Origin of the sequence: Psychrobacillus vulpis (assembly GCF_006861825.1) — a bacterium.
GTDB lineage: Bacteria > Bacillota > Bacilli > Bacillales_A > Planococcaceae > Psychrobacillus > Psychrobacillus vulpis.
Window position 1 is genome coordinate 12,815 of record NZ_VDGI01000011.1, and the last position, 22,714, is coordinate 35,528.

The 22,714-nt window shown below is 36.1% G+C and carries 19 protein-coding genes and 2 pseudogenes; 7 read left to right on the forward strand and 14 right to left on the reverse strand.

What is annotated here, in order from left to right; translation table 11 throughout:
* Positions 1–13: 13 nt before the first annotated feature.
* From hisF to gltB, 4 genes are all read right to left on the reverse strand, one after another.
* On the reverse strand, positions 14–787 hold the full coding sequence (hisF, locus tag FG384_RS10765; RefSeq protein WP_142642606.1) for an imidazole glycerol phosphate synthase subunit HisF: 774 nt from the start codon (positions 785–787) through the stop codon (positions 14–16).
* Positions 788–798: 11 nt separating this feature from the next.
* Positions 799–1,398, reverse strand: a complete 600-nt coding sequence (gene hisH, locus FG384_RS10770; protein ID WP_142642607.1) for an imidazole glycerol phosphate synthase subunit HisH — start codon at positions 1,396–1,398, stop codon at positions 799–801.
* Positions 1,399–1,521: 123 nt separating this feature from the next.
* Positions 1,522–3,009: a glutamate synthase subunit beta gene (locus FG384_RS10775; RefSeq protein ID WP_142642608.1), complete on the reverse strand. Its 1,488-nt coding sequence runs from the start codon at positions 3,007–3,009 to the stop codon at positions 1,522–1,524.
* 18 nt (positions 3,010–3,027) lie between these two features.
* A complete protein-coding gene (gene gltB, locus FG384_RS10780) occupies positions 3,028–7,560 on the reverse strand; it encodes a glutamate synthase large subunit (RefSeq protein WP_142642609.1) in 4,533 nt (1,510 codons plus the stop codon).
* A gap of 121 nt (positions 7,561–7,681) precedes the next feature.
* On the opposite strand from gltB, the gene gltC reads away from it, so the two are divergent.
* The gene (gltC, locus tag FG384_RS10785; RefSeq protein WP_142642610.1) at positions 7,682–8,584 is read left to right on the forward strand and encodes a glutamate biosynthesis transcriptional regulator GltC; all 903 of its coding nucleotides are present in this window, start codon (positions 7,682–7,684) and stop codon (positions 8,582–8,584) included.
* Positions 8,585–9,653: 1,069 nt separating this feature from the next.
* Here the strand turns inward: gltC and FG384_RS10790 are convergent.
* From FG384_RS10790 to FG384_RS10800, 3 genes are read right to left on the reverse strand one after another with little or no spacing between them, the layout of a single operon-like run.
* Positions 9,654–10,445, reverse strand: a complete 792-nt coding sequence (locus tag FG384_RS10790; RefSeq protein WP_142642611.1) for a putative hydro-lyase — start codon at positions 10,443–10,445, stop codon at positions 9,654–9,656.
* Positions 10,446–10,459: 14 nt separating this feature from the next.
* Entirely contained in the window at positions 10,460–11,680 is a 1,221-nt protein-coding gene (locus FG384_RS10795) for an NRAMP family divalent metal transporter (RefSeq protein WP_142642612.1), read from the reverse strand.
* A 17-nt stretch (positions 11,681–11,697) separates the two neighbouring features.
* The gene (locus tag FG384_RS10800; protein WP_142642613.1) at positions 11,698–12,456 is read right to left on the reverse strand and encodes a LamB/YcsF family protein; all 759 of its coding nucleotides are present in this window, start codon (positions 12,454–12,456) and stop codon (positions 11,698–11,700) included.
* A gap of 284 nt (positions 12,457–12,740) precedes the next feature.
* Between FG384_RS10800 and pxpB the strand changes: the two genes are divergently transcribed.
* Positions 12,741–13,442, forward strand: coding sequence for a 5-oxoprolinase subunit PxpB (gene pxpB, locus FG384_RS10805; RefSeq protein ID WP_205961784.1), 702 nt, complete (start codon positions 12,741–12,743; stop codon positions 13,440–13,442).
* Complete coding sequence (locus FG384_RS10810) at positions 13,439–14,425, forward strand: 5-oxoprolinase subunit C family protein (RefSeq protein ID WP_142642615.1); 987 nt, start codon at positions 13,439–13,441, stop codon at positions 14,423–14,425. The genes pxpB and FG384_RS10810 overlap by 4 nt, the downstream gene beginning before the upstream one ends.
* A 44-nt stretch (positions 14,426–14,469) precedes the next feature.
* Here the strand turns inward: FG384_RS10810 and FG384_RS10815 are convergent, their stop codons facing one another.
* The 5 genes and pseudogenes from FG384_RS10815 to FG384_RS10835 all read right to left on the reverse strand — a co-directional run.
* On the reverse strand, positions 14,470–15,219 hold the full coding sequence (locus FG384_RS10815) for an IclR family transcriptional regulator (RefSeq protein WP_142642616.1): 750 nt from the start codon (positions 15,217–15,219) through the stop codon (positions 14,470–14,472).
* A gap of 31 nt (positions 15,220–15,250) precedes the next feature.
* Positions 15,251–16,138 (reverse strand): DMT family transporter, encoded by an 888-nt coding sequence (locus FG384_RS10820; protein ID WP_142642617.1) that lies wholly within the window; start codon positions 16,136–16,138, stop codon positions 15,251–15,253.
* 197 nt (positions 16,139–16,335) lie between these two features.
* The gene (locus FG384_RS10825) at positions 16,336–16,884 is read right to left on the reverse strand and encodes an NADPH-dependent FMN reductase (RefSeq protein WP_205961782.1); all 549 of its coding nucleotides are present in this window, start codon (positions 16,882–16,884) and stop codon (positions 16,336–16,338) included.
* A gap of 186 nt (positions 16,885–17,070) precedes the next feature.
* Positions 17,071–18,447, reverse strand: a pseudogene (locus FG384_RS10830) (GntP family permease).
* A 72-nt stretch (positions 18,448–18,519) separates the two neighbouring features.
* Positions 18,520–19,196: pseudogene (locus FG384_RS10835) on the reverse strand (4-hydroxythreonine-4-phosphate dehydrogenase PdxA); the annotation flags it as partial.
* Positions 19,197–19,221: 25 nt separating this feature from the next.
* On the opposite strand from FG384_RS10835, the gene FG384_RS10840 reads away from it, so the two are divergent.
* Positions 19,222–19,806, forward strand: coding sequence for an Rgg family transcriptional regulator (locus FG384_RS10840; protein ID WP_142642618.1), 585 nt, complete (start codon positions 19,222–19,224; stop codon positions 19,804–19,806).
* A gap of 267 nt (positions 19,807–20,073) precedes the next feature.
* On the opposite strand, the gene FG384_RS10845 is transcribed toward FG384_RS10840, so the two are convergent.
* Complete coding sequence (locus FG384_RS10845) at positions 20,074–20,301, reverse strand: hypothetical protein (protein ID WP_240793401.1); 228 nt, start codon at positions 20,299–20,301, stop codon at positions 20,074–20,076.
* Positions 20,302–20,404: 103 nt separating this feature from the next.
* Positions 20,405–21,004 carry a DUF5677 domain-containing protein gene (locus tag FG384_RS10850; protein WP_142642619.1) on the reverse strand — a complete coding sequence of 200 codons (600 nt, stop codon included), beginning with the start codon at positions 21,002–21,004 and terminating at the stop codon, positions 20,405–20,407.
* Between the two features lie 342 nt (positions 21,005–21,346).
* Here FG384_RS10850 and FG384_RS19800 point away from each other — a divergent pair, with 342 nt between their 5' ends.
* From FG384_RS19800 to FG384_RS10860, 3 genes are read left to right on the forward strand one after another with little or no spacing between them, the layout of a single operon-like run.
* Positions 21,347–21,508, forward strand: a complete 162-nt coding sequence (locus tag FG384_RS19800; RefSeq protein ID WP_166462428.1) for a hypothetical protein — start codon at positions 21,347–21,349, stop codon at positions 21,506–21,508.
* A 54-nt stretch (positions 21,509–21,562) separates the two neighbouring features.
* On the forward strand, positions 21,563–22,069 hold the full coding sequence (locus FG384_RS10855; RefSeq protein WP_142642620.1) for a hypothetical protein: 507 nt from the start codon (positions 21,563–21,565) through the stop codon (positions 22,067–22,069).
* Positions 22,070–22,099: 30 nt separating this feature from the next.
* On the forward strand, positions 22,100–22,435 hold the full coding sequence (locus FG384_RS10860) for a hypothetical protein (RefSeq protein ID WP_142642621.1): 336 nt from the start codon (positions 22,100–22,102) through the stop codon (positions 22,433–22,435).
* Positions 22,436–22,714 lie beyond the last annotated feature (279 nt).

Here is a 22,714-nt window from a genome sequence, read left to right on the forward strand (position 1 = left end):
TATAATTTTTTCACTAAAAGCGAACATTAATATTCTTTTCGTGTAAAAATGATTTTATTTCTGAAATTGTATAATCTCCATAATGTATCATCGATGCGACAAGAGCCGCATCTGCGTTTCCATCCTTAAATACTTCTTCGATATGCTCCAGTTTACCAGCGCCCCCAGAAGCGATAATCGGAACATTTACTTTTTCAGAAAGTAATTTGATAAGCTCTACATCATAGCCATTTTTCATACCGTCTTTATGGATACTTGTACAAATAATTTCTCCTGCACCAAGGTCTGTTGCTTGTTGTACCCATTCGATAACATCCATACCTGTTTTTTCATGACCAGAATGTGTATAAACTTCCCATCTGAGAATTTCATTTTCTTCATTATATATAGGCATTGCATCTAACCCTAAAACGACGCATTGCTTTCCATAAATATCGGCTGCTTCTTTTAATAGTTCAGGACGTTGTACAGCGGCAGAGTTTACCCCTACTTTGTCAGCTCCAGCTCTCAGTAAGCGTTTAAAGTCATCAACTGTACGTACTCCTCCTATAACGGAAAATGGTATATATACTTGCTCAGCAACTTTTCGAATCCAGTCAATTTTAAGGTCTTGATTTTTAAGAGATGCAGTCGTGTCTAGATAAATCAATTCGTCCGCACCGTCTTCTGTATATTTTTTTCCTAGTTCTGCTGGATCTCCAATAATTGTTGGATTTCGAAACTGTACATATTTCACTGCTTGGTCATTTAACACATCGATTGCCGGAACGATTCTTTTTCTAAGCATTTGTTTTCTCCTTACTTACAATAATTATCCAGTAGCTGGATGCCGAACTTTCCACTTTTTTCTGGATGGAACTGTACACCCATAACTTGCTCATTTCCAATAACGGATGCAAAATCAAATCCGTAATTCGTAACTCCTAGAATATCCCGTTCTTCTTTAGGCTTTGCGTAAAAAGAATGTACAAAATAGAAATCCGAGTTTTCTGGAATATCGTGGAACAAGAAATGATTTTGGACATCCTTTACCTGATTCCACCCCATATGAGGTACTTTTTCAATATTCTCTTTAAATTCAGGAACACTACCTTTTATTAATCCCAGTCCTTCCGTATTCCCTTCCTCACTTGTTTCTAAAAGTAGCTGCATTCCTAAACAAACCCCTAATATAGGAGTACCTTCTGCCACCTGTTCTTTTATATAATGACTGAGACCGGAATTATTTAACACATCCATTGCCACTTTAGCATTTCCCACTCCAGGTAGTATAAGTTTTGTAATGGACTCCTCATGATCAATCGGTTTTGTAATAAGTCTTGTTTCAAATCCAAGTCGATCAATTGCTTTAAGCACACTATGTAAATTTCCTGCTCCATAATCGATTATGCCAATCATCATTTTGCCTCCACTAGTTAGTATACTTTTATTATGCCACCTCGAAGCAAAAAAATGAACTAAAACTTTAGTTCGCTAGCACATTAAAGCCAGTCATTATAAAATGACTGGCTTCTTGCGTTTCTAACTCCATGTACTTTGTATATTCTTTTCTACATATTCATGAACCTTTTTTGCTACTTCCTGCCCTTCTTTTATCGCCCAAACAATCAGACTTTGACCTTTTCTCGCATCTCCTGCAGCAAACACTCCATCCTTATTAGTTGCGTAATCGTTCGCAGATGCCCCAATTTTTTTATTCACGATATTTACTCCAAAATGTTCTGGTAGTGAAAGCTCAGGACCTTCGAAGCCAATTGCAACAAACACTATTTGGGCTGGCCACACTTTTTCAGTACCCGGTATTTCTTGGAAGTAATGAAAACCATCATCTCCAAGTATTTTTTTCATATAGATTGTATGAAGCTCTTTTAAATTTCCATTTTCATCAGAGACCATTTTTGTAGTTTGAATTAAATATTCACGAGGATCTTTGCCGTATTTTGCGTCTGCTTCCTCATACGCATAATCTAATGTATAAATATCCGGATTTGATGGCCATACATTATCTTCTGCTCTAGCTTTCGGGAGCTCAGGGTGTTTACCGAATTGAACAACCGATTTACAATTTTGACGAATCGAAGTCGCAACACAGTCAGCACCTGTATCTCCTCCACCTATTACAATGACATTCTTCCCTTTCGTATCAATAAATTTCCTATCTAAAAAATTTGAATCTAGTAAACTCTTTGTTGTAGAAGTTAAGTAGTCCATTGCAAGATAAACACCTTTAGACTTGCTTCCCTCCATACGTAATTCTCGTTGTTTTTGTGCACCGATGCATAGTATTACAGCATCATATTCTTTCATAATTTGCTCGGCAGATATGTCTTTACCTATTTCTGTATTTAGTACAAAGTCGATTCCCTCTTGCTGAAGGAACTGAATCCGACGGTTTACAATATCTTTTTCTAGTTTCATATTCGGAATACCGTACATTAATAAACCACCCGCTCGGTCAGCTCGCTCATAAACTGTTACAGAATGGCCTGCTTGATTTAATTCATCTGCACTTGTAAGTCCTGTTGGCCCTGACCCAATAATTGCTATCTTTTTCCCAGTACGATTTATTGGAATTCGAGGGATAATCCATCCATTCTCAAAACCTTTGTCGATTATCGTTCGCTCAATATTTTTGATCGATACTGCTGGATCTGCTATCGCAAGCGTACAAGATCCTTCACATGGAGCAGGACAAACCCTTCCAGTAAATTCAGGGAAATTATTTGTCATCGATAATCGATCTAACGCTTCCCTCCATTTACCTTTATATACTAAATCATTCCACTCTGGAATTAGGTTATGAATAGGACAACCAGCAGTCGCGCCTCGTATTTCGACACCCATATGGCAAAAAGGAGTGCCGCAATCCATACATCTTGCACCCTGTTGTTGAAGTGCTTCATCCGTAAGTTTTGATGAATATTCTGACCAATTTTTAATACGCTTTAGAGAGGGTTCCTCTTTTCCTTTTTCTCTTGCATAGTCCAAAAATCCAGTAGCTTTCCCCATTTGTAATTCCCCCTCCCCTTATTTTTTCAAAAGGTCCAATTGCTTAGTCTTCTGTTTACTAGAAGTTTCCAGAAATGCTTTCATTGCTGCAGCATCATTCGTCAATCCTTCGCGTTTAAAAGTTGCAATTAAATCGAGCATTTTCTTATAATCATTTGGCACAACTTTTATAAATTTTTCTACAGCTTCATCCCAATTATCTAGGATTTTTATAGCTTTCGTACTTTTCGTATAATAATAATGATCCATTATTAGTTGGCGTATTGTATGCCTTTCTTCCAACGATTCAATGCGTTTAAGTCCAATCATTTCTGTGTTGCATTTTTGCTTAAATCCGTCCAAGTCATCAACAAGTACATACGCAATTCCGCCTGACATTCCTGCGCCGAAATTTTTTCCCACATCCCCTAGTATGACAGCACGACCACCCGTCATATACTCGCATCCGTGATCCCCAATGCCTTCTACCACAACATCTACTCCACTATTTCGAACTGCAAAGCGCTCCCCAGCACGACCATTTATAAATGCAGTTCCACTTGTTGCACCGTAAAGCGCAACATTTCCAGCTATAACATTTTCTTCAGCTGCACCTTGAATAGGTGCAGTAACAATTAGCTTCCCACCTGATAACCCTTTTCCAAAATAATCATTTACATCCCCTGTTACATACATGGACATCCCTTTTGGTACAAATGCACCGAAACTCTGCCCAGCTGCTCCTGTAAATCGAAGAGTAATGGAATCATCAGCTAAACCTCTAGCTCCATATTTTTTGGAAATTTCACTTCCAATAATTGTGCCTACAACACGGTCAGTGTTCGCAATTGAATAATTCAATTCAACTTTTGTTTCACTCAGAATCGCATGTTGAACTTTTGGTAAAAGTTCACGTAAATCAAACGATTCGTCCATTTTATGATTTTGAAGATTTTTAAATGTTCGCGGTCCCTCTAATTGATACAAAAGCGCAGTTAAATCCAATTGTTTGGCTTTCCAATGTTCTTTTGCACGATCACTTACTTCAAGTACATCTGTTCGTCCTACCATCTCTTTAACTGTTCTAAATCCAAGTAGCGCCATATACTCACGTACTTCTTCCGCTACGAAACGCATATAGTTTACGACATAATCTGCACTGCCTGTAAATTTATCTCGTAGTTCCGGATTTTGTGTAGCTATGCCAACTGGACAAGTGTCTAAGTGACAAGCACGCATCATGACACAGCCCAAAACAATTAATGGCGCTGTCGCAAAACCATATTCCTCTGCTCCAAGTAGCGCTGCCATTACAACATCTTTACCTGTCATCAATTTTCCGTCTGTCTCAAGCACAACTCTGTCCCTTAGTCCATTCAACATTAATGTTTGATGTGCTTCAGCTAAGCCAAGTTCCCATGGTAGTCCAGTATGTTTAATACTCGTTTTCGGTGATGCACCTGTTCCCCCATCATATCCACTAATAACAATTACATCGGCAGCCCCTTTCGCTACCCCTGCAGCAATTGTTCCTACACCAGATTTTGCAACAAGTTTCACACTAATTCGTGCATGCCTATTTGCATTTTTTAAATCATGGATTAACTGAGCCATGTCTTCGATTGAATAAATATCATGATGCGGAGGTGGGGATATTAAACCTACTCCAGTTGTCGATCCACGAACATCGGCCACCAACGGATATACTTTATTGCCTGGTAATTGTCCACCTTCACCTGGTTTCGCGCCTTGTGCCATTTTAATCTGCAATTCATCGGCTTGTACTAAATAATGACTATTAACTCCAAATCGACCAGAAGCAATTTGTTTGATAGCACTTCTACGATTGTCTCCATTAGCATCTAATTTATATCGACTTGGATGCTCTCCACCTTCCCCACTATTACTTTTACCACCAAGTTGATTCATTGCTATAGCAAGCGTTTCATGTGCTTCTTTGCTTAATGAACCAAATGACATAGCACCCGTTTTAAAACGTTTGACGATGGAATCTACCGACTCAACTTCTTCCAGTGGTATACGTTTAGAATCCTTTTTGAAAATCAGTAAGTTACGTAAAAATCCAATACGTTCTTCATTCGCCATTTCAGCATATTGTCTATATAAACCGTAATCACCTTTTCGAGTTGCCCACTGCAGAGTATGAATCGTTTTAGGATTAAACGCATGATGTTCTCCTGTGTTCCTCCACTGAAAATCACTCCCTGAATCTAGTGAACCTATCGTGGAAGCAACAGCAGTTTGATGTCTTTTATTCGCTTCCTCTGCAATTGTTTCTAAATCTATTCCACCCAGTTGAGTTACTGTTCCTGTAAAATAACGGTCGATTACTTTTTTACTTATTCCTACTGCTTCAAAAATTTGAGCTCCTCTGTAACTTTGGACAGTAGATATTCCCATCTTGGACATAACTTTTACTACTCCATCTGCAATACCTTTACTGTATTTAGAAACAGCTTCTGAGTAACTACTCTCAATATGTCCATTTTCAATAGCTTCTGCAATTGTTGCATATGCAAGATATGGATTAATCGCATCTACTCCAAACCCTATAAGAGCAGCAAAGTGATGAACTTCCCTTGCCTCACCTGATTCAACAATAATACTTACTTTCGTTCGATTTCCTGAACGAAGTAAATGTTGATGAAGATGGCTTGCTGCTAACAGAACAGGAATTGTCGCTTGATTTGTATTTAACTCGCGGTCGGAAAGTATGAGTAATGAAATTCCTTGAGAAATCAATTTATCTACCTTTTTGGAGATGCTCTTTAAATCTTTTTCTAAATTTTCCGACATTTTTAACTGTATAATTGCACTTTCCAATATACGATAACTCGGTTCTTTTAATTGATTGAACTGATTATTCGTCAAAATTGGTGAATCTAATATGACCCGATGGCTATTCGAAGCAGATGGTTGTAGCAAATCTCCTTCTGCTCCAAGAAGTGTCATCGTCGAGGTCACAATATGCTCTCGTATCGAATCGATAGGAGGATTGGTTACTTGAGCGAAAAGCTGTTTAAAATAATTAAATAACGATTGCGGTAGATCTGATAATACTGCAAGTGGTGTATCATTCCCCATTGATCCAATTGGATCTTTGCCATCTAATGAGATTGGTATCATGTATTTATGAATATCTTCATAGGTGTAACCAAAAGCTTTTTGTTTGAATAACAAATCATCTATTAGCTCTTTTTCTTCTTTTTCAGATGACAGTGTTACTAAATTTTCTTCTAACCATTGTTGATATGGCAATGCATTTGCCATATTGGATTTAATTTCTTCATCTGAAATTATTCGCCCTTGTTCTAAATCAACAAGTAACATTTTCCCTGGACTTAAGCGATCTTTGTATAAAATATTTTCTTCTTCTACATCTACTACTCCAACTTCCGAGGAGAAAATTATATAATCATCTTTTGTCACATAGTAACGAGCTGGACGCAATCCGTTACGATCTAAAATGGCTCCAATTTGCTTTCCATCTGTAAATGCTAATGCAGTTGGTCCATCCCAAGGCTCCATTAAACTACTATGGTAAGCATAAAAGGCTTTATTCTCATTGTTGATGTGAGGGTTTTCTGTCCATGGCTCAGGAATAAGCATCATCGCAGTGTGGGCCGGAGTCCTTCCTGCTAAAACAAAAAATTCAAATGCATTGTCTAACATTGATGAGTCGCTTCCATTTGTATCAATAATCGGTAAAAGTTTTTGCAGGTCGTCACCGAATGCTTCTGATATAAACTGCTGTTCCCGCGCTTTCATCCAATTAACATTTCCACGTAATGTATTGATTTCCCCATTGTGAACTATATATCTATTTGGATGTGCCCGTTCCCAACTCGGAAATGTATTTGTACTATATCGAGAATGAACTAAAGAGAATGCAGATGTAAATAATTCATCTTGAAGGTCGAGATAAAAAAGATCTACTTCTTCAGGAGTAAGTAATCCTTTGTAAACGATTGTCTCACTCGAAAGACTTGCACAATAGAACTTATATTCTTGTTGGGAAGCCCAATGCTCCACTTGTTTTCGAATAACATATAATTTACGCTCAAATGCTTTCTTGTCCTGTGTGTTAATAGCTTTAATAAATACTTGGCGAACAACTGGTACAGTTTCTTTTGCTTTTTCACTTAACATAGTTCTGTTAATCGGAACCGTTCTCCATCCAATTAGTTCTTGCCCTTCAGCGAGGATAGTTTCATTTATTTTTTTCTCGACTGCTTCACGTTCTTCCGTTTCGTTCGTAAAAAAAAGCATTCCTACTCCATAATTTCCTCTATTCGGTAAATTCCATTCATTACATACAACTCGAAAAAATATATCTGGGATTTGTACCATCAACCCTGCACCATCTCCAGTTTGCCCATCGCTACCTCGACCAGCTCGATGATCGAGGCGACATAACATCTCTAATCCCTTTTTTACGATATCATGTGTAGCTCTTCCTTTTACATTTGCATATAAACCTATCCCACATGCGTCATGTTCTAACTCAGGATTATACATCCCTTGAGCTTTCGGTAACTGATGAAATGTCATGTATATCCCCTCCATCTTGTCTAAAAAGTGACTTAGGAATATTGTATGTTTTCAAAATAATATAAACAATATATAATTTAGATATAATTCATCTGTTTTTTAGATAGATTAGGAGGAGACAATGGAAATACGCCAGTTGAGGTACTTTATCGAAGTAGCAGAACGAGAACATATTTCTGAAGCAGCTATTCATTTACATGTTGCTCAATCAGCTGTAAGTAGACAAATAGCAAATTTAGAAGATGAACTTGGAGTTGAATTGTTTGAACGAGTTGGAAGAAATGTGAAGCTAACACCGATTGGTAAGATTTTTTTAGAACATAGCAACTCTGCGTTACAAGCAATCGATCATGCAAAAAAGCAAATTGACGAGTACTTAGACCCGGATAAAGGAACGATCAAAATCGGATTTCCAACTAGTTTAGCTGGTCACTTATTACCAACTGTCATATCTGCATTTAAAAAAGAATATCCAAATGTAGCCTTTCATTTACGTCAAGGATCATACAATTATTTGATTGAAGCCGTCAAATATAGAGAACTAAATTTAGCCTTTTTAGGACCACTTCCTCCTAAAGATGGATCGATTGACACCACAATATTATTTACAGAAAATTTTTCAGTACTTTTACCATACAATCATCCGCTTGCCAAACGAGAGAAGCTGCCACTTATTGATTTGAGGAATGAGGATTTCGTTTTGTTCCCAGAAGGATATATTCTTAATAAAATAGCCGTAGAATCATGTAATTCGGTAGGATTTACTCCGAAAATTTCATCAGAAGGAGAAGATATGGATGCTATTAAAGGTTTAGTTGCTGCAGGAATCGGTGTAAGTCTATTACCTGAAAGTACTTTTTACGATTCGACACCAAGATTTACAGTAAAAATACCAATTGAATCTCCAATTATTCGTAGAACTGTTGGTATTATAAGTCCAGCGACCCGTCAGCTATCGCCTTCTGAAAAGGTGTTTCATCAATTTGTCATCCGTTTCTTCGCACTACTGGGTCAATATCAGTGATAAAAGCGTAGACAATCGTTGAGGTACTTGGTCGTGATGAATTCAAAAAGTAGCATTTGATAAAGCAATTAGTTATATTACAACCCTCTAAGACACCTTATTCAAATACAATAAATCAATAATAAAGAAAATCGTTGAAACGGCTCCCTTTCCGCGGACGTTGCCTTAGCCTCCTCGCTTCGCTGCGGGGTCTTCGGCTAACGCTATTCCCGCAGGAGTGTCGCCTTTTTCAACGATTTTCTAGAAATTAAAAAGTAGAGTGTGGATTGTTGGATTCCCTCTACTTTTATTAGTTTTTGAGACAACATTTTGCTGATTTTGCCAGATGGGTTTGTCTAATAGCCCCAATTCATAAGAAAATCGTTGAAACGGATCCCTTTACGCGGACGTTGCCTTAGAGTCCTTGCTTCGCTGCGGGGTCTTCGGCTAACGCTATTCCCGCAGGAGTGTCGCCTTTTTCAACGATTTTCTAGAAATTAAAAAGTAGAGTGTGGATTGTTGGATTCCCTCTACTTTTATTAGTTTTGAGACAACATTTTGCTGATTTTGCCAGATAGGTTTATCTAATAGCCCAATTCATAAGAAGATCGTTAAAACGGCTCCCTTTCCCCGGGCGTTGCCTTAGCCTCCTCGCTTCGCTGCGGGGTCTTCGGCTAACACTATTCCCGCAGGAGTGTCGCCTTTTTCAACGATTTTCTAGAAACTAATAAGTAGAGTGTGAACTATTGGATTCCCTCTACTTTTATTAGTTTTTGAGACAACATTTTGCTGATTTTGCCAGGTAGGTTTGTGTAATAGCCCAATTCATAAGAAAATCGTTGAAACGGCTCGTCAAGACAACTCTATGTGACAAATTGTATTATAGGGACTTTTTCACGAACTCCTCGAAGCTCAGGAGGAAGCTCGGCAGTCACCCACGGAAAGCGAATGCCAAAGCGCTAATTTCTATTAGGAACTATTGATAGAATATTTATTAGAAAGAAACTTATTAGTACTTTAACAAAAAAACATGGATCGTGAAAATCACGGATCCCTGTCTTTTTGGATTTCTTCTATATAATATAATTATTTATAGAACACTTAGTTTTTCGTCTTTTAAATCACTGATAAACATACACCCTGGAGCATGAGTAATCATAATAGAAGGTTTACTTTGCATTGCAACTGCTTGCGGTGTGACTCCACAAGCCCAAAATACTGGAATTTCTCCTTCTTTAATCGTCACGGATTCACCAAAGTCAGGCTTAGCGATATCCTTAATACCAATCTGACTTGGCTCTCCAATATGAATTGGAGCACCGTGCACTCCAGGAAAACGAGAAGTAATTTGTATTGCTCGAATCGCATCCTCATGAGACATCGGACGCATGCTTACCACAGTCGGACCTTCGAATATTCCAGCTTTTTCACATGTTATATTTGTTTTATACATTGGTACATTACAGTTTTCTTCGATATGTCTAATTGGAATTCCTGCTTCCAGTAATGGCGTTTCGAATGTGAAACTACAGCCAATAAGAAACGCTACCATATCTTCTTCCCAATATTCAATAATATCCGTCACTTCATCAGTAAATACACCATCTTTATATATTCGGTACTTAGGAATATCCGTTCGAATATCTGCATCTTTTGCAATTAAGCTTGGAATATATGAACCTACTTCAGTTACATCTATTAAAGGGCAAGATTTTGGATTTCGTTGACAAAAAAGTAAAAAGTCAAATGCGTATTCTTTCTTCAATATTGCTAAATTTGCCTGGGTATACCCTTTTGCCATACCTGCTGTCGGACCTGTGATATGGCCAGCACTTATTAGTTTACGCAAATCACTTGGAGCCGTTATCTCATAATTACTCATCTCTTCACTCCTTACTATTTAAAAAGCAATGGAATTTGTTCAATTAGCGTCATGATTCCTAACACTCCCATAATAACAACAACTAGTCCACCAGTAATAGTTAACCAAATCGGATGCTTATAATCTCCTACAATATCCTTCTTATATGCTCCTACTAACATTGTTCCAAGTGCTAAAGGTAAGATTAATGCATTCAACGCACCTACAAGAAGTAGAATATTTACAGGTCGTCCAACTAAAGCAAATGTTATTGTTGATATTAAAATAAATACAATAATAACCCAGTTATGATATTTTTCAATCATAGGATGGAATGAACGAATAAATGATACTGAAGTATAAGCAGCTCCTACTACGGATGTGATGGCAGCAGCCCACATGATAACACCAAACATTCTATAACCAACTTCGCCTGCTGCTAGTTTAAATACGGAAGCCGGTGGATTTGCTGGATCAATTGCTAATCCTTGACTCACAACCCCAAGTACAGCTAAAAATAATGCAATTCGCATAATCCCTGTTACTGCAATTCCAGTTACAGAACTCTTTGTAACATCAGGTAACGATTCCACACCTTTGACTCCTGCATCTAAAAGACGGTGGCCTCCAGCAAAAGTAATATATCCACCTACTGTTCCACCTACAAGTGTTACGATAGCAAATATACTTATTTCAGATGGTGCAAATGTATTGATAACCGCTTCCCCAACTGGTGGTGACGTAGTAAAAGCAACATATACCATTAAAATAATCATGACAAAGCCTGCAATTTGGGCAACTTTATCCATAGCTTTCCCAGCTTCTTTTACAACAAATATAAAGATGGCGAATGCCGCACTTATAATAGCACCGGTAATTGGATCTATTCCAAGCATCGCATTTAAGCCTAATCCTGCTCCGGCAACGTTCCCTATATTAAATGCTAGTCCACCCATTACAATAAGTATAGCTAAGATTACTCCAAGTCCCGGTAATACTTTGTTTGCAATCTCTTGTCCACGTAATCCTGAAACTGCGATGATTCTCCACACATTCACTTGTGCAAAAACATCTAGTAACAAAGAAATTAATATAACAAATCCAAAGCTAGCAGCTAATTGCTGAGTGAATACAGTTGTTTGCGTTAAAAACCCTGGGCCTATAGATGATGTTGCCATTAAAAATGCTGCACCAAGTAGGACGCTTTTACCAACTTTCTTTTTAGTACCTGCTTTTTCTATTTTTTGCTCTCCCATACAAACATCTCCCCTTATTAGAACACTGCGGAAACTACAATACTGTTGCTCTCCAAAGTTTCTTTAATATATTTTGCGAAAGATACAGCGTGATCTCCATCCCCATGAATGCAAATTGTATCTGCTTTTATCATTACTTCTGTATTTTGTTGAGAAATTACTTTTCCTTCTGTTACCATCCTCACTACTTGCGCTACGGATTTGTTCGTATCTGTAATAAGTGCATCACTTTGTTGACGAGAAGTTAATGATCCATCTGACTGATAAGTACGATCTGCAAATACTTCATGAGCTGTTCGTAAACCAATGCTCTCACCAGCAGTTGTTAGTTCACTACTTGCTAAACCAAACAATACTAATGAAGGTGAAACGTCATAAACAGCTTGGGCTATTGCATGTGCGAGCTCAGAATCTTTTGCTGCCATATTATACAATGCGCCATGTGGTTTAACATGTTGCATTTCCTCTCCAAAAGTCGCCAAAAATCCATTTAAAGCACCGATTTGGTAAACAACGATGTCGTATCCTTCTTGAGGAGTGATTTTCATTTCTCTTCGACCAAATCCATTTAAATCTGGTAAACCAGGATGTGCACCTATTTTGACGCCATGCTCAATTGCTAACTTTACAGTTTCTCGCATTACGCTAGGATCTCCAGCATGAAATCCACATGCAATATTAGCAGAAGTAATATATTTTAATATTTCCTTTTGTTCTCCGAGTTGATATCGCCCAAAACTTTCCCCAAGGTCACAATTTAAATCTGCTCGAAACATTCTTATCCCCTCCAAAAGTAAAGTAAAATAGTTCTGTAAAAAAATACAAAGTTCCGAAATAAGGAACTGTAGTTTTGAAACTTAAACCAAGTTTAGCACAATTAGATTTTTCTGAATAGATATTATTTTAGGACTTTTATTTTTAAGGAATAGTGAGATTTTGACTTGTAATTTGTTTTTAGACAATTATAATTATTACTATAAATTCATTTTTAGGAACTCTAGTACCATATTTCGAAACTAAAGGAGCTGTTTTTGTGCCCAATCAACAGATAGAGACCATCATGAAACCATTGGGAGATTCTGCATTAATCGTACAGCTCGGAGAAGGAATAGATCCGATAATTCATGAAAGAGTTAAAAATCTTTCAGAATTATTAACAAATAATCCATTTGAAGGGTTCATTGAACTCGTTCCTGCTTACAATAATATAACGGTATTTTACAATCCGTATATTGTATATAATTCACAAAAAGGTACACTAACTGCTTTTGAAAAAGTATGTGCGCATATGAAACATTTAGTACAACAAATTAAAATCAATATAAACGAAGGTCCAAGGCTTGTCTCCATACCCGTTTGCTATGGAGGAGAATTCGGTCCGGATTTAGAAAATGTTGCACAATACCATAATATGACACAAGAAGAAGTCATTCGAATTCATTCAGAGAGTGAATGTTTAGTTTATATGCTTGGTTTTGCTCCAGGATTTCCATTTATGGGCGGAATGGATGAACGAATTGCAACACCTCGTAAAGAAACACCAAGATTATCCATAAAACCCGGATCAGTAGGAATTGCTGGTAAACAAACCGGAATTTATCCATTTGAAACTCCTGGTGGATGGCAAATTATCGGAAGAACGCCACTTAATTTGTTTCTTCCGCATATGTCCCCTCCGACTTTACTACAATCTGGGGATAAAATTCGATTTGTGCCTATTTCTCCAAATGATTATTCAGATTATAAGGAGATGAAACAATGAGTGTAAAAGTGCTACATTCGGGTCTGCTAACAACAATTCAAGACATCGGGAGATTCGGTTCTCAACAGTATGGGGTGATTGTTAGTGGAGCAATGGATAGTTATTCATTGCGGCTTGCAAACCTTTTAGTCGGTAATATGGAAAATGAAGCAACACTTGAAATTACTTTATTCGGGACTACCTTACAATTTGAGGAAGATACGTTAATCGCAATTACTGGTGGTGATTTTCTTGCGACTGTTGATGGAGTGGTTGCTCCTTTGTGGCGCCCTGTGCTTATTAAGAAAGATTCTATCTTAAAATTCAATTCTGCCATTAGAGGAAGTAGAGCATATGTTGCTTTCGCGGGAGGAATTAATGCTTCGGAAATTCTGGGTAGCAAAAGTACGTATCTTCGAGCAAAAATCGGTGGTTTTGAAGGAAGAGCTTTGCAAAAAGGAGATGTCCTTCTAGTTGGAGAAGGAAATTATCTAAGTAAGAAGCTGGTTCAACAATTAACTAAAAATAATTTCTCCTGGTCGATTAATTGCAACGAACTTATTAATTTCAATCAACATCAAGTCATTCGTGTACTAAAAGGTACAGAATTTCATCGTTTTAATAAAGAAAGTCAACAAATATTTTGGGAAGAACCTTATTCACTTACCGTTCAATCAGACCGCATGGGATATCGGTTAGAAGGTCCTCCAATTTCTCTATCAGAAAATTTCGAGCTTCTATCCGAAGGTGTTACATTTGGAACAATACAGATTCCTTCTAATGGTCAACCTATTATACTAATGGCAGATAGACAAACTACTGGCGGCTATCCTAAAATTGGACAAGTAATTACCGCTGACTTATCGAGTTTGGCACAGCTCCAACCAACGGCAACGATTCGTTTCAAGGAAGTCACACAGGAAGAAGCAGAAAAACTCTTAATTAAAAACGAGCAACTTATAAATAAAATAAAAACTGCGATTCACTATAAAGTGTTTCATTAGTCAATAAAAAATCCTCTATTCTCTTTTGGAATAGAGGATTTTACTTATATTAGATAGCCTAGTTTTTCGGAAATCTCATTTGCAGCATCAATCACTTTTTTTGCAAAAATATCCACTTTTTCATTTTGATAGTTTGCTTCAATTCCAGCAATACTAATACCTGCAATAACTTCTCCTCTATGATTAAAAATAGGCGCTGCAATTGCTGATGTATGATTTTCTAACTCCGAATTACTAATTGTATAGCCATTTTTTCTAGCATTTTGAATACTCTCAAACAATATTTCTTTATCTATTATCGTTCCCATGGCGAAAGAGTTTAATTCAACATTGCTTAAATAGGATTCAATTTCTTCATCTTGTAAAAAAGATAGTATGATGCGAGAGCAAGCTCCTGCATATAATGGGCTTCTTCTTCCCACCGCAGTATATAAACGAACTTTTTGATAACTATCAACTTTTTCAATATAGATCGCTTCATCGCCTTGTTTCACAATTAAGTTAATCGCTTCTTTTAACTCCTCATGTAAATCAAGCATAATTGGATAAGCGATTTGCCGAATATCAAGCCTCGAAGAAACAAGGTTTCCATAAGTTAGAAATAATAGTCCTAAACGATATTTAGAATCCTTTCCTTTTTCTACAAAACCCATTTCCTCTAATGATATTAACATTCTATAAACTGAGGTTTTAGGAATATGAGATAAATCAATAATTTCTTGGAATGTCAATGCAGAATGGTCAATAAATAAATTTAATATATCCATAGAACGAACGACTGTTTTATTTTTCATATATTCTCCTTAGTCTAGTTATTATTAAGTTTTATGTAGATAAATAGCTCTGCTTTCCTCGATAATTGACAAGAAAAATACTTAAACCAACTAGTAGTAATCCGAGAATTAGCAAATTAGTAATAGGTTCATGTAAAAATACAGCACCTATAAAAACGGCAATAACAGGTACTAAAAAAGTAAATGAACCAACTTTACTTGCTTCTCCTTTATTAATTAGTTTGTAGTAAATAATGTAAGATAAAGGAATTCCAAATGTTGAACCATACGTTAGTCCAAAAACATATATCATATTCCACTTAATGTCAGACCAACTTTCAAAAAGCGAGCCTGTGCCTAATAACAGTGTCCCACCTAAAATACACTGTAGAGAAACCATCCAATATGCATCTACTCTATGACTTACTCTTTTAACGTAAACTACTCCAATCGCCCAAAATACAGCAGTGAGTAAACCTAGAATTACTCCAACAACAGATACATGGAAGTTTAAACCATCTATACTTACAACGACAATACCAATAAACCCGATCATTAAACCAACTATTTTCACAGGACTTATCAATTCCGATAACCAGATCCAGGCAAACAATCCGAGTAACACAGGTTGAAAATAGACAAGAATCGAAAACAATCCTCCAGGTAAATATATTAGGCCAACAGTTTGTAAACCAAAAAATAGTACTGTATTAAATAGAGCAGAAATACAATATAAGCTCCAATTTTCACGCCAGTTAATCATTTTTCTTCTTTTCATCAGTATAATTGCTAGTAGTAGGCCACCAATTGTTGCTCGCATACCTGCAAATAAGAGTGGTGGCGTGTATGGTATTGCAGATTTATAAATCGGCCAACTAGCACCCCATACAAAAACCAAAACTAACAGTGCAGCAGTCGATTTCGTGAATAACCTACTCAATGACACTACTTCCTTTCAAAACTTATCCAATTCTCTGACTCCACTATACACTAAAAAAAATGAAACAATCTATAAATTTTTCAGAATTACAACTAATATATTACAAAATTATTACAGGTGCCAGGCACCAAAAATAAAACAAACATGAAAACGTGAGTTTCACGTCTTTCATGTTTGTTTCTGTGTTTTGACTCTAATTATTTTACTTTGTTATAGAATTCAACAAAATTTCCTACTACTGAATCTAGGAAAGCGACTGTTCCTTCGTCCGTAATTTCGTTTTGCTCGTTTAATTTCGTATGAATCGCACCAATATATACTTCGTTATTTGGAAGTAATTTTGGTTGTAATGTCGGATTTGAAATAATTTCTCTTAGATGCATTTGAGCACGAACGCTACCTAATACACCCATAGAAGAACCTACTATAAATGTTGGTTTGTCTTTTAAATCGTGACCGCTACGTGACATCCAGTCAATTGCATTTTTCAATGCTCCTGGAATCGAAAAGTTATATTCAGGAACTGCGAACAATACGGCTTCTGCTTCACTCACTTTCATTTTAAAGTCCATTGCGCCTTTTGGAGGATTTTCTTCAATATCTGCGCTGAACATTTCTACATCATTAATAAGTGCAATTTCAATTTCTAGTTTATCTGCATAACGTTTTTGCATATATTTTACTAACTTTAAGTTGTAAGATTCTTTTCTGTTACTACCGATGATTGCTGTTACTTTAATTGCCATTTGTAATTCTCCTCTTTCTTTTAGTTATGTAATTAATACAAAGATAAGAAAAATTCTTAACTTTTATCACGTTTTTTAGTATACCATTAGAATAAATCATTATGCTTGTACAATGCTCAACATATAAAATAAGTGAAAAAAAGAGATTGCTCTATCAAGCAATCTCCTCGTCTTTATACTAAAATATTAACCTACAATCGCGTTTGCAATGATGATCATTATTAATGCTGTGAACCAAGCTAGTGTAGTTGGAACTGACCAAACTAAAATTTGTTCTTTTAACTTACTAATCCCAAGCATACGATTGACAACCCAGAATAGCGAATCATTGAAGTAAGAGAATAACATTGCTCCTAATGCAGCTGCTTGAGCTGCAAGTGCTAAATTTACATCTAAGTTTGCTAGGATTGGTGCTGAAATAGATGCAGCAGTAATCATCGCAACAGTCCCACTACCTTGTATTAATCGAACGATTGATGCAATAAAGAATGGTACCAAAACTGCTGGTAGAGGTAAACCAGCGATGATTTCTGCAAGATAATCACCAGTTCCACTGTCACGAAGAACAGTTCCTAAAGCCCCACCTGCACCTGTCACTAGTAAAATAATACCAGCTGTTGTCATTCCTTCTTCCATTCTTTCCAATGCTTCTTCACGTTTCATACGATTAGCTAAACCGTAAATTGCTGCTACTAATCCTAGTGCTAACGCAATAATAGGTTGTCCTAAAAATAATACATAATCCCAAACTCCACCAGTAATTTTCAATGCAGATATTGTAGTATTTAAGAAGATTAAGATAATTGGTAATAAAATCGGAAATAGTGAAAGAAATAAAGAGGGTAACTCTTTCTCTCTATTTGCTTAAGCTGCTAAAAAGTCATTATAGACCATTTCAGAAGACTCCTTGCGAACAAATCCTTCGCCATCCTCTTCAGGTACTTGGTAAATTCTTTTACCTATCCATTGAGCATAAAGCACACCAACAATAATAATTGGAATTGCAAAAATCAGACCCCAGAAAATCATTTGTCCAATATCTACACCAAAAATCCCTGCAACTCCTAACGAGCCAGGAGTTGGTGGTACTGCATGATGTGTCGCTGCCAAACCAATAGCAAGAGCGATTCCAAGTGTAACAACAGATTTCCCTGTTTTTCGAGATAGTGATTTTACTAATGGGTTTAATATTACAAAAGCTGAGTCTACAAAAATTGGAATAGAAACAATATAACCCGCAATCGCCATTGCCCACTCTTCTTTTTTCTTTCCTACTAATCTGATTAATGAGTATGCTAGCTTTTCAGCTGCTCCTGTTACTTCTAAAATACGTCCCATCATAACTCCAAGACCAACAACGATCCCAATTGATGCCAGAGTATTCCCGAAACCAGTTGTGATGGAGCTTACAACTTTAAGCGGCTCCATACCTCCGATTAATCCAGTAATTGATGCTGCAATGATTAGTGCTAAAAATGCATGAATTTTCGTTTTTAGCACAAGTAAAATAAGAACGGTAATACCTATAACAAGACCAATTAACATTTGCATTTCTAATGTCATCCCCATGAAACCCCTTTCATCTTATGTTCTAAAAATAGAAGGAAAGCAAGTACTCCCCTTCTTATGAATTACCTACAATGACTCACGAGTGAATTTTGGTGCATATTCCGCAGCAAGTTTAATGCACTCAAACATACTTACTTCTGATGCAATATTTTTCCACGCAATATCGAATGCTGTACCATGATCAACAGATGTACGAAGGAATGGTAAACCATTTGTAATAGAAATTGTACGGTGGAAATCTGTCATTTTTGCAGCGATGTGCCCTTGATCATGGTATAAAGAAAGAACTGCATCGTACTTTCCATTTAATGCTTGGAAGAATACTGAATCCGCTGGAACTGGACCGTATGCATCGATTCCAGAAGCTTTCGCTAATTCAACTCCTGGTTTAATTTCTTCCACTTCTTCATTCCCAAATAGACCGCCTTCCCCAGCATGTGGGTTTAGACCAGCAACAGCTAGTTTACGATTCGTTGTAAAGCTTTGTCGCAACGAATTAAATAATCATGAACACGTTCTTTCGTCATTTGATTAATAGCTGTAGCTACTGATACGTGTCGAGTCAGGAAGAAAATTCGCATACCGTTTACTTGGAACATTGTTAACGGATCTGGAGTTCCACCTAAATCTTCTAACATCTCTGTATGTCCGATGTATGGAACTTTCGCTGCTTTTAATGATTCTTTATTGATAGGAGTTGTTGCAATTGCCTTTACTTCTCCTGCCATCGCCAATTCAACTGAGCGTTATAACATTAAAGAGATAAATGTGTTAGGAAAACGAATAGGAGCCTATTTAGAAGTTCAAGAAGATATAGAGCTTAAGGAAATTCATTTGATTTGTGATGCCTTTATACAATTACATCAAACTATGGATATTAACATAGCTAAAAATATCATTATGCCTATTTGGCAGCGTATTTCCAAATATGATCAATGGTATTTGAATGATATTCGTTTAATCAATACTATTTTATTTTTGTTTCCTGTCAACACTGCAATTGAATTCACTCGAAATGTATTAGACAGGCTAAGTAAATATACAGATTTTCGTGATGCTAACATACTAAAATTTGCGTTGCTCATTAATTTGTCATTGCTATTAATTAAGAATAAAGATTATTCCAAGTCCCTTTCTATTATTGAGGAATCACTACAACATCAAAGAAAAATGAACTATCCTATATTAGCACTTCATTTTTCAAGAATAGCAATATGCCATTTCCATCTTGGGAACAAAGATCCAGCAGTCTTTTTAGAAAAGGCAAAGCAGTTATTGTTCCTCTATAATGATGTAGAATACTGGGAACGTATTCAAACAGAATTCATACATTATACTCAATTGAAATTATAGGATAGTACGCTAAATGGAAACCTATTAATCTCTCTTGACTCTACCTTACAAGCCCAAAAGCACGGGTTTCGCGCTCTGGGCATTTTTATTTTGTGCTTGATAAATTACTTTCTGTATTTTACCGAGTAATCCAATACTAATTTAATAAACTGCTCTCTAGTAATTTCCCTGTTGTAGTTATTAGGGATGTTATCAATAACAGCGTTGTATTTGTATACGGTAATATTAGAATGTTCTTTGTCAATTTGATATAGATAGTCACCAGTACTATCTTAATGCTTCAGGTTCAATATCTTTAGGTGATTTACACTCCACAATACCTTCAGTAATTAACCAAAGAAAAAACTCTTTATAATCTCTTACATAATTGAAGAGTGGGAGGGGGGAGAGAATATCGAATTTATGATCTACATATTTTATTACGAAATTCGGCATTTCCTTCTGGAGTAGTTCTAATCGGTTCTCGTAATATTCATGCTGCTTAGTTATAGCCATCAGTATTTCCTCCAATCTATATCAGAATATAATTCTATAAGGTGGGGGGATACCCGATATTCACCTTGAAGAGAGTATAATACAATTATTACGAATATTTGTTCTATTCAACTTCGAAAATAGTAAACGCAAAATGTTTAAAATCTTCATATTCACTCGGTAAATATTTCATAATAATTTTTATAGTTATAGTGATGATAAAATTTCTCTCTAAAAGTATTAAACTTAAAGCAAAATCTGATGTCCTAATCGGATCTAAATGCTTATTAGATTTAGATATGTCTGTGATTGATTTAAGACCATGAGCTTCTGCTGACATTCCGGTATAGAGTACAGAATGAGCCTCTTTTAAAGAAGTTTGTTTTGCTAACTTTTTCAAATTATCTGGACCATCAAATAATGAGTACCATTTAGGTGGGTGATTTATCCTCAATTTTTTCTTAGTTCGAAATATTTCCTCTTGAAAACTCTTAAATTCATTATTTAGTAATCTATTATTATCTTCCAATTTTTTCAGTAACACTTCCTTAGACAACATAGGTTTTTTATTTTTTAATTCCTTATTAATAAATGTAACCTCTTCATATAACCATGTACTGTAGTAAGATAATGCCTTCCTTTTTATATCATTTTCTTCTTTAAGCATAAATTCTAATTGTAGAAATACTTCATAAGCAGCTCTTCCAACAGTAGTGTGAAGCAACTGAAGATAGATGCTCGCATCTATATCCCTTATTCCAGTTTCAAATTTAAAATATTGCTCGTTACCTCCGTTTGGCTGTTCTATTATTTCGAATCTTTTTGAAATCTTTCCCTAAATACATCCCTATCTCTCCAATCTTTTATTCCATGTGGAATATTTTGTCATGTAATCTCATTTTTCCTTTAACATTAATGGTGAAAGGTTGGATTATATTGGAGAAAGGTGGGATTGAATGGTGGAATTGATACAGTTATTTGTTGATATTTAGTTTCTCACTATTGGTAGTTGTATTTAGGTTCGTTTTTCATACTAGTTACTAAAAATAAGAATGGGGGATTTAAATTGAAAAAGTTATTAATTATGGGATTAACAATGGTTTTGGCATTTGCTTTTGCTTTCGTATCACCTTCTTATGCGAATGGGTTACTAACTAAGGAAGGTTTGACACAGCCGAATGATGGACTTGCACTAGCACTTGACGTTCGTACTGAAAACTTTTTATAGGAATTTACAACTAGTGGAATTATGGGTGAACTCTCTACTGACAGTGTTGGAAATATGATCCTACTAAATGATGATGTCAATTACTTAATGGGCAAGTATAATGTAAGTGATGAGTTTCTTAAACTTTTGAATGCTATAATGGATGATGCAAATGCTAAAGGATTAACAAAGGGATTAATTAGTGATGATTTTGTATCACTTCCAACTCCTGTAGAAGGCGGTATTACTGATATTACCAAGGAATTCCCAGGGGATACTGTCAGTCCGATGGCTCAAGTAAAAGACTGGAAGGTTTATTTTACTCTTGATGAAGTAAAAATGTACTTTTTTGTTGCCGCTTCTACAGGACCTGTTGCATTAGCAGCAGCTCTTAATAGTGTTGTATTTCTATTGGGTGGGCCTGTCGCAACAACTATTTCCCTTGTTTTAACTATTATTGGAACTGCTACGTTAGTTAACTTATGCTACCTTATTACACAAGCAGTAGTTCTAAAGAAAGGCGTTTACATTGGAATCACTTGGAATGGAGCATTCCCTAATTACGCACAAGGTACGTGGTAAGGCTTTCGAGAATGGAGGTTCGAAAAACAATTGGATAAAAACGCTCAAAAATTACTTAAACTTTCAAAATGGACATATGTAATGTTGTACTTCCCTTTATTGGGATATACATTAAATCCAGATTTATATTTCCTTTGGTTGATTTTGTTGTTTATTGGTGGATTGCTTTTATTGTTTAAGAATAAGCTAATTCAGGGAAATATGAAGACAAAAATAACACTAATTGAAGCCTTCACTACGTTGGGATTAATCTTTTTGGTTTTTTCCGATTTGATGCCTATTATAAAACAATTAATACTATTAATTGTTGTTACAATTATCATTTATAGTCATACTAAATTAGTATTTGCAGGAAAATTAACATAACACTGCATGCTCGTTTCAGGGGGAAAACTAATCTTTTCTCTCTAAAACGGGCTTTTTTCGTTTGCTTGTTGGTGCACATATTTGATTAAAAAACATACATCAAATATACCTTTCTATGTTCAAGAATATATATATGCCAAAAAAGAGCTAGGATTACTCCAGACACTCGTCTACAATATTTGTATAAGATTCCTTTTTTTCAATATGGCTTCTTAGAGAGGCTTTATTGGAGAAATCAATTGGTTTTATTTCGATGAATGAAAACCGTACTCGTGTAAA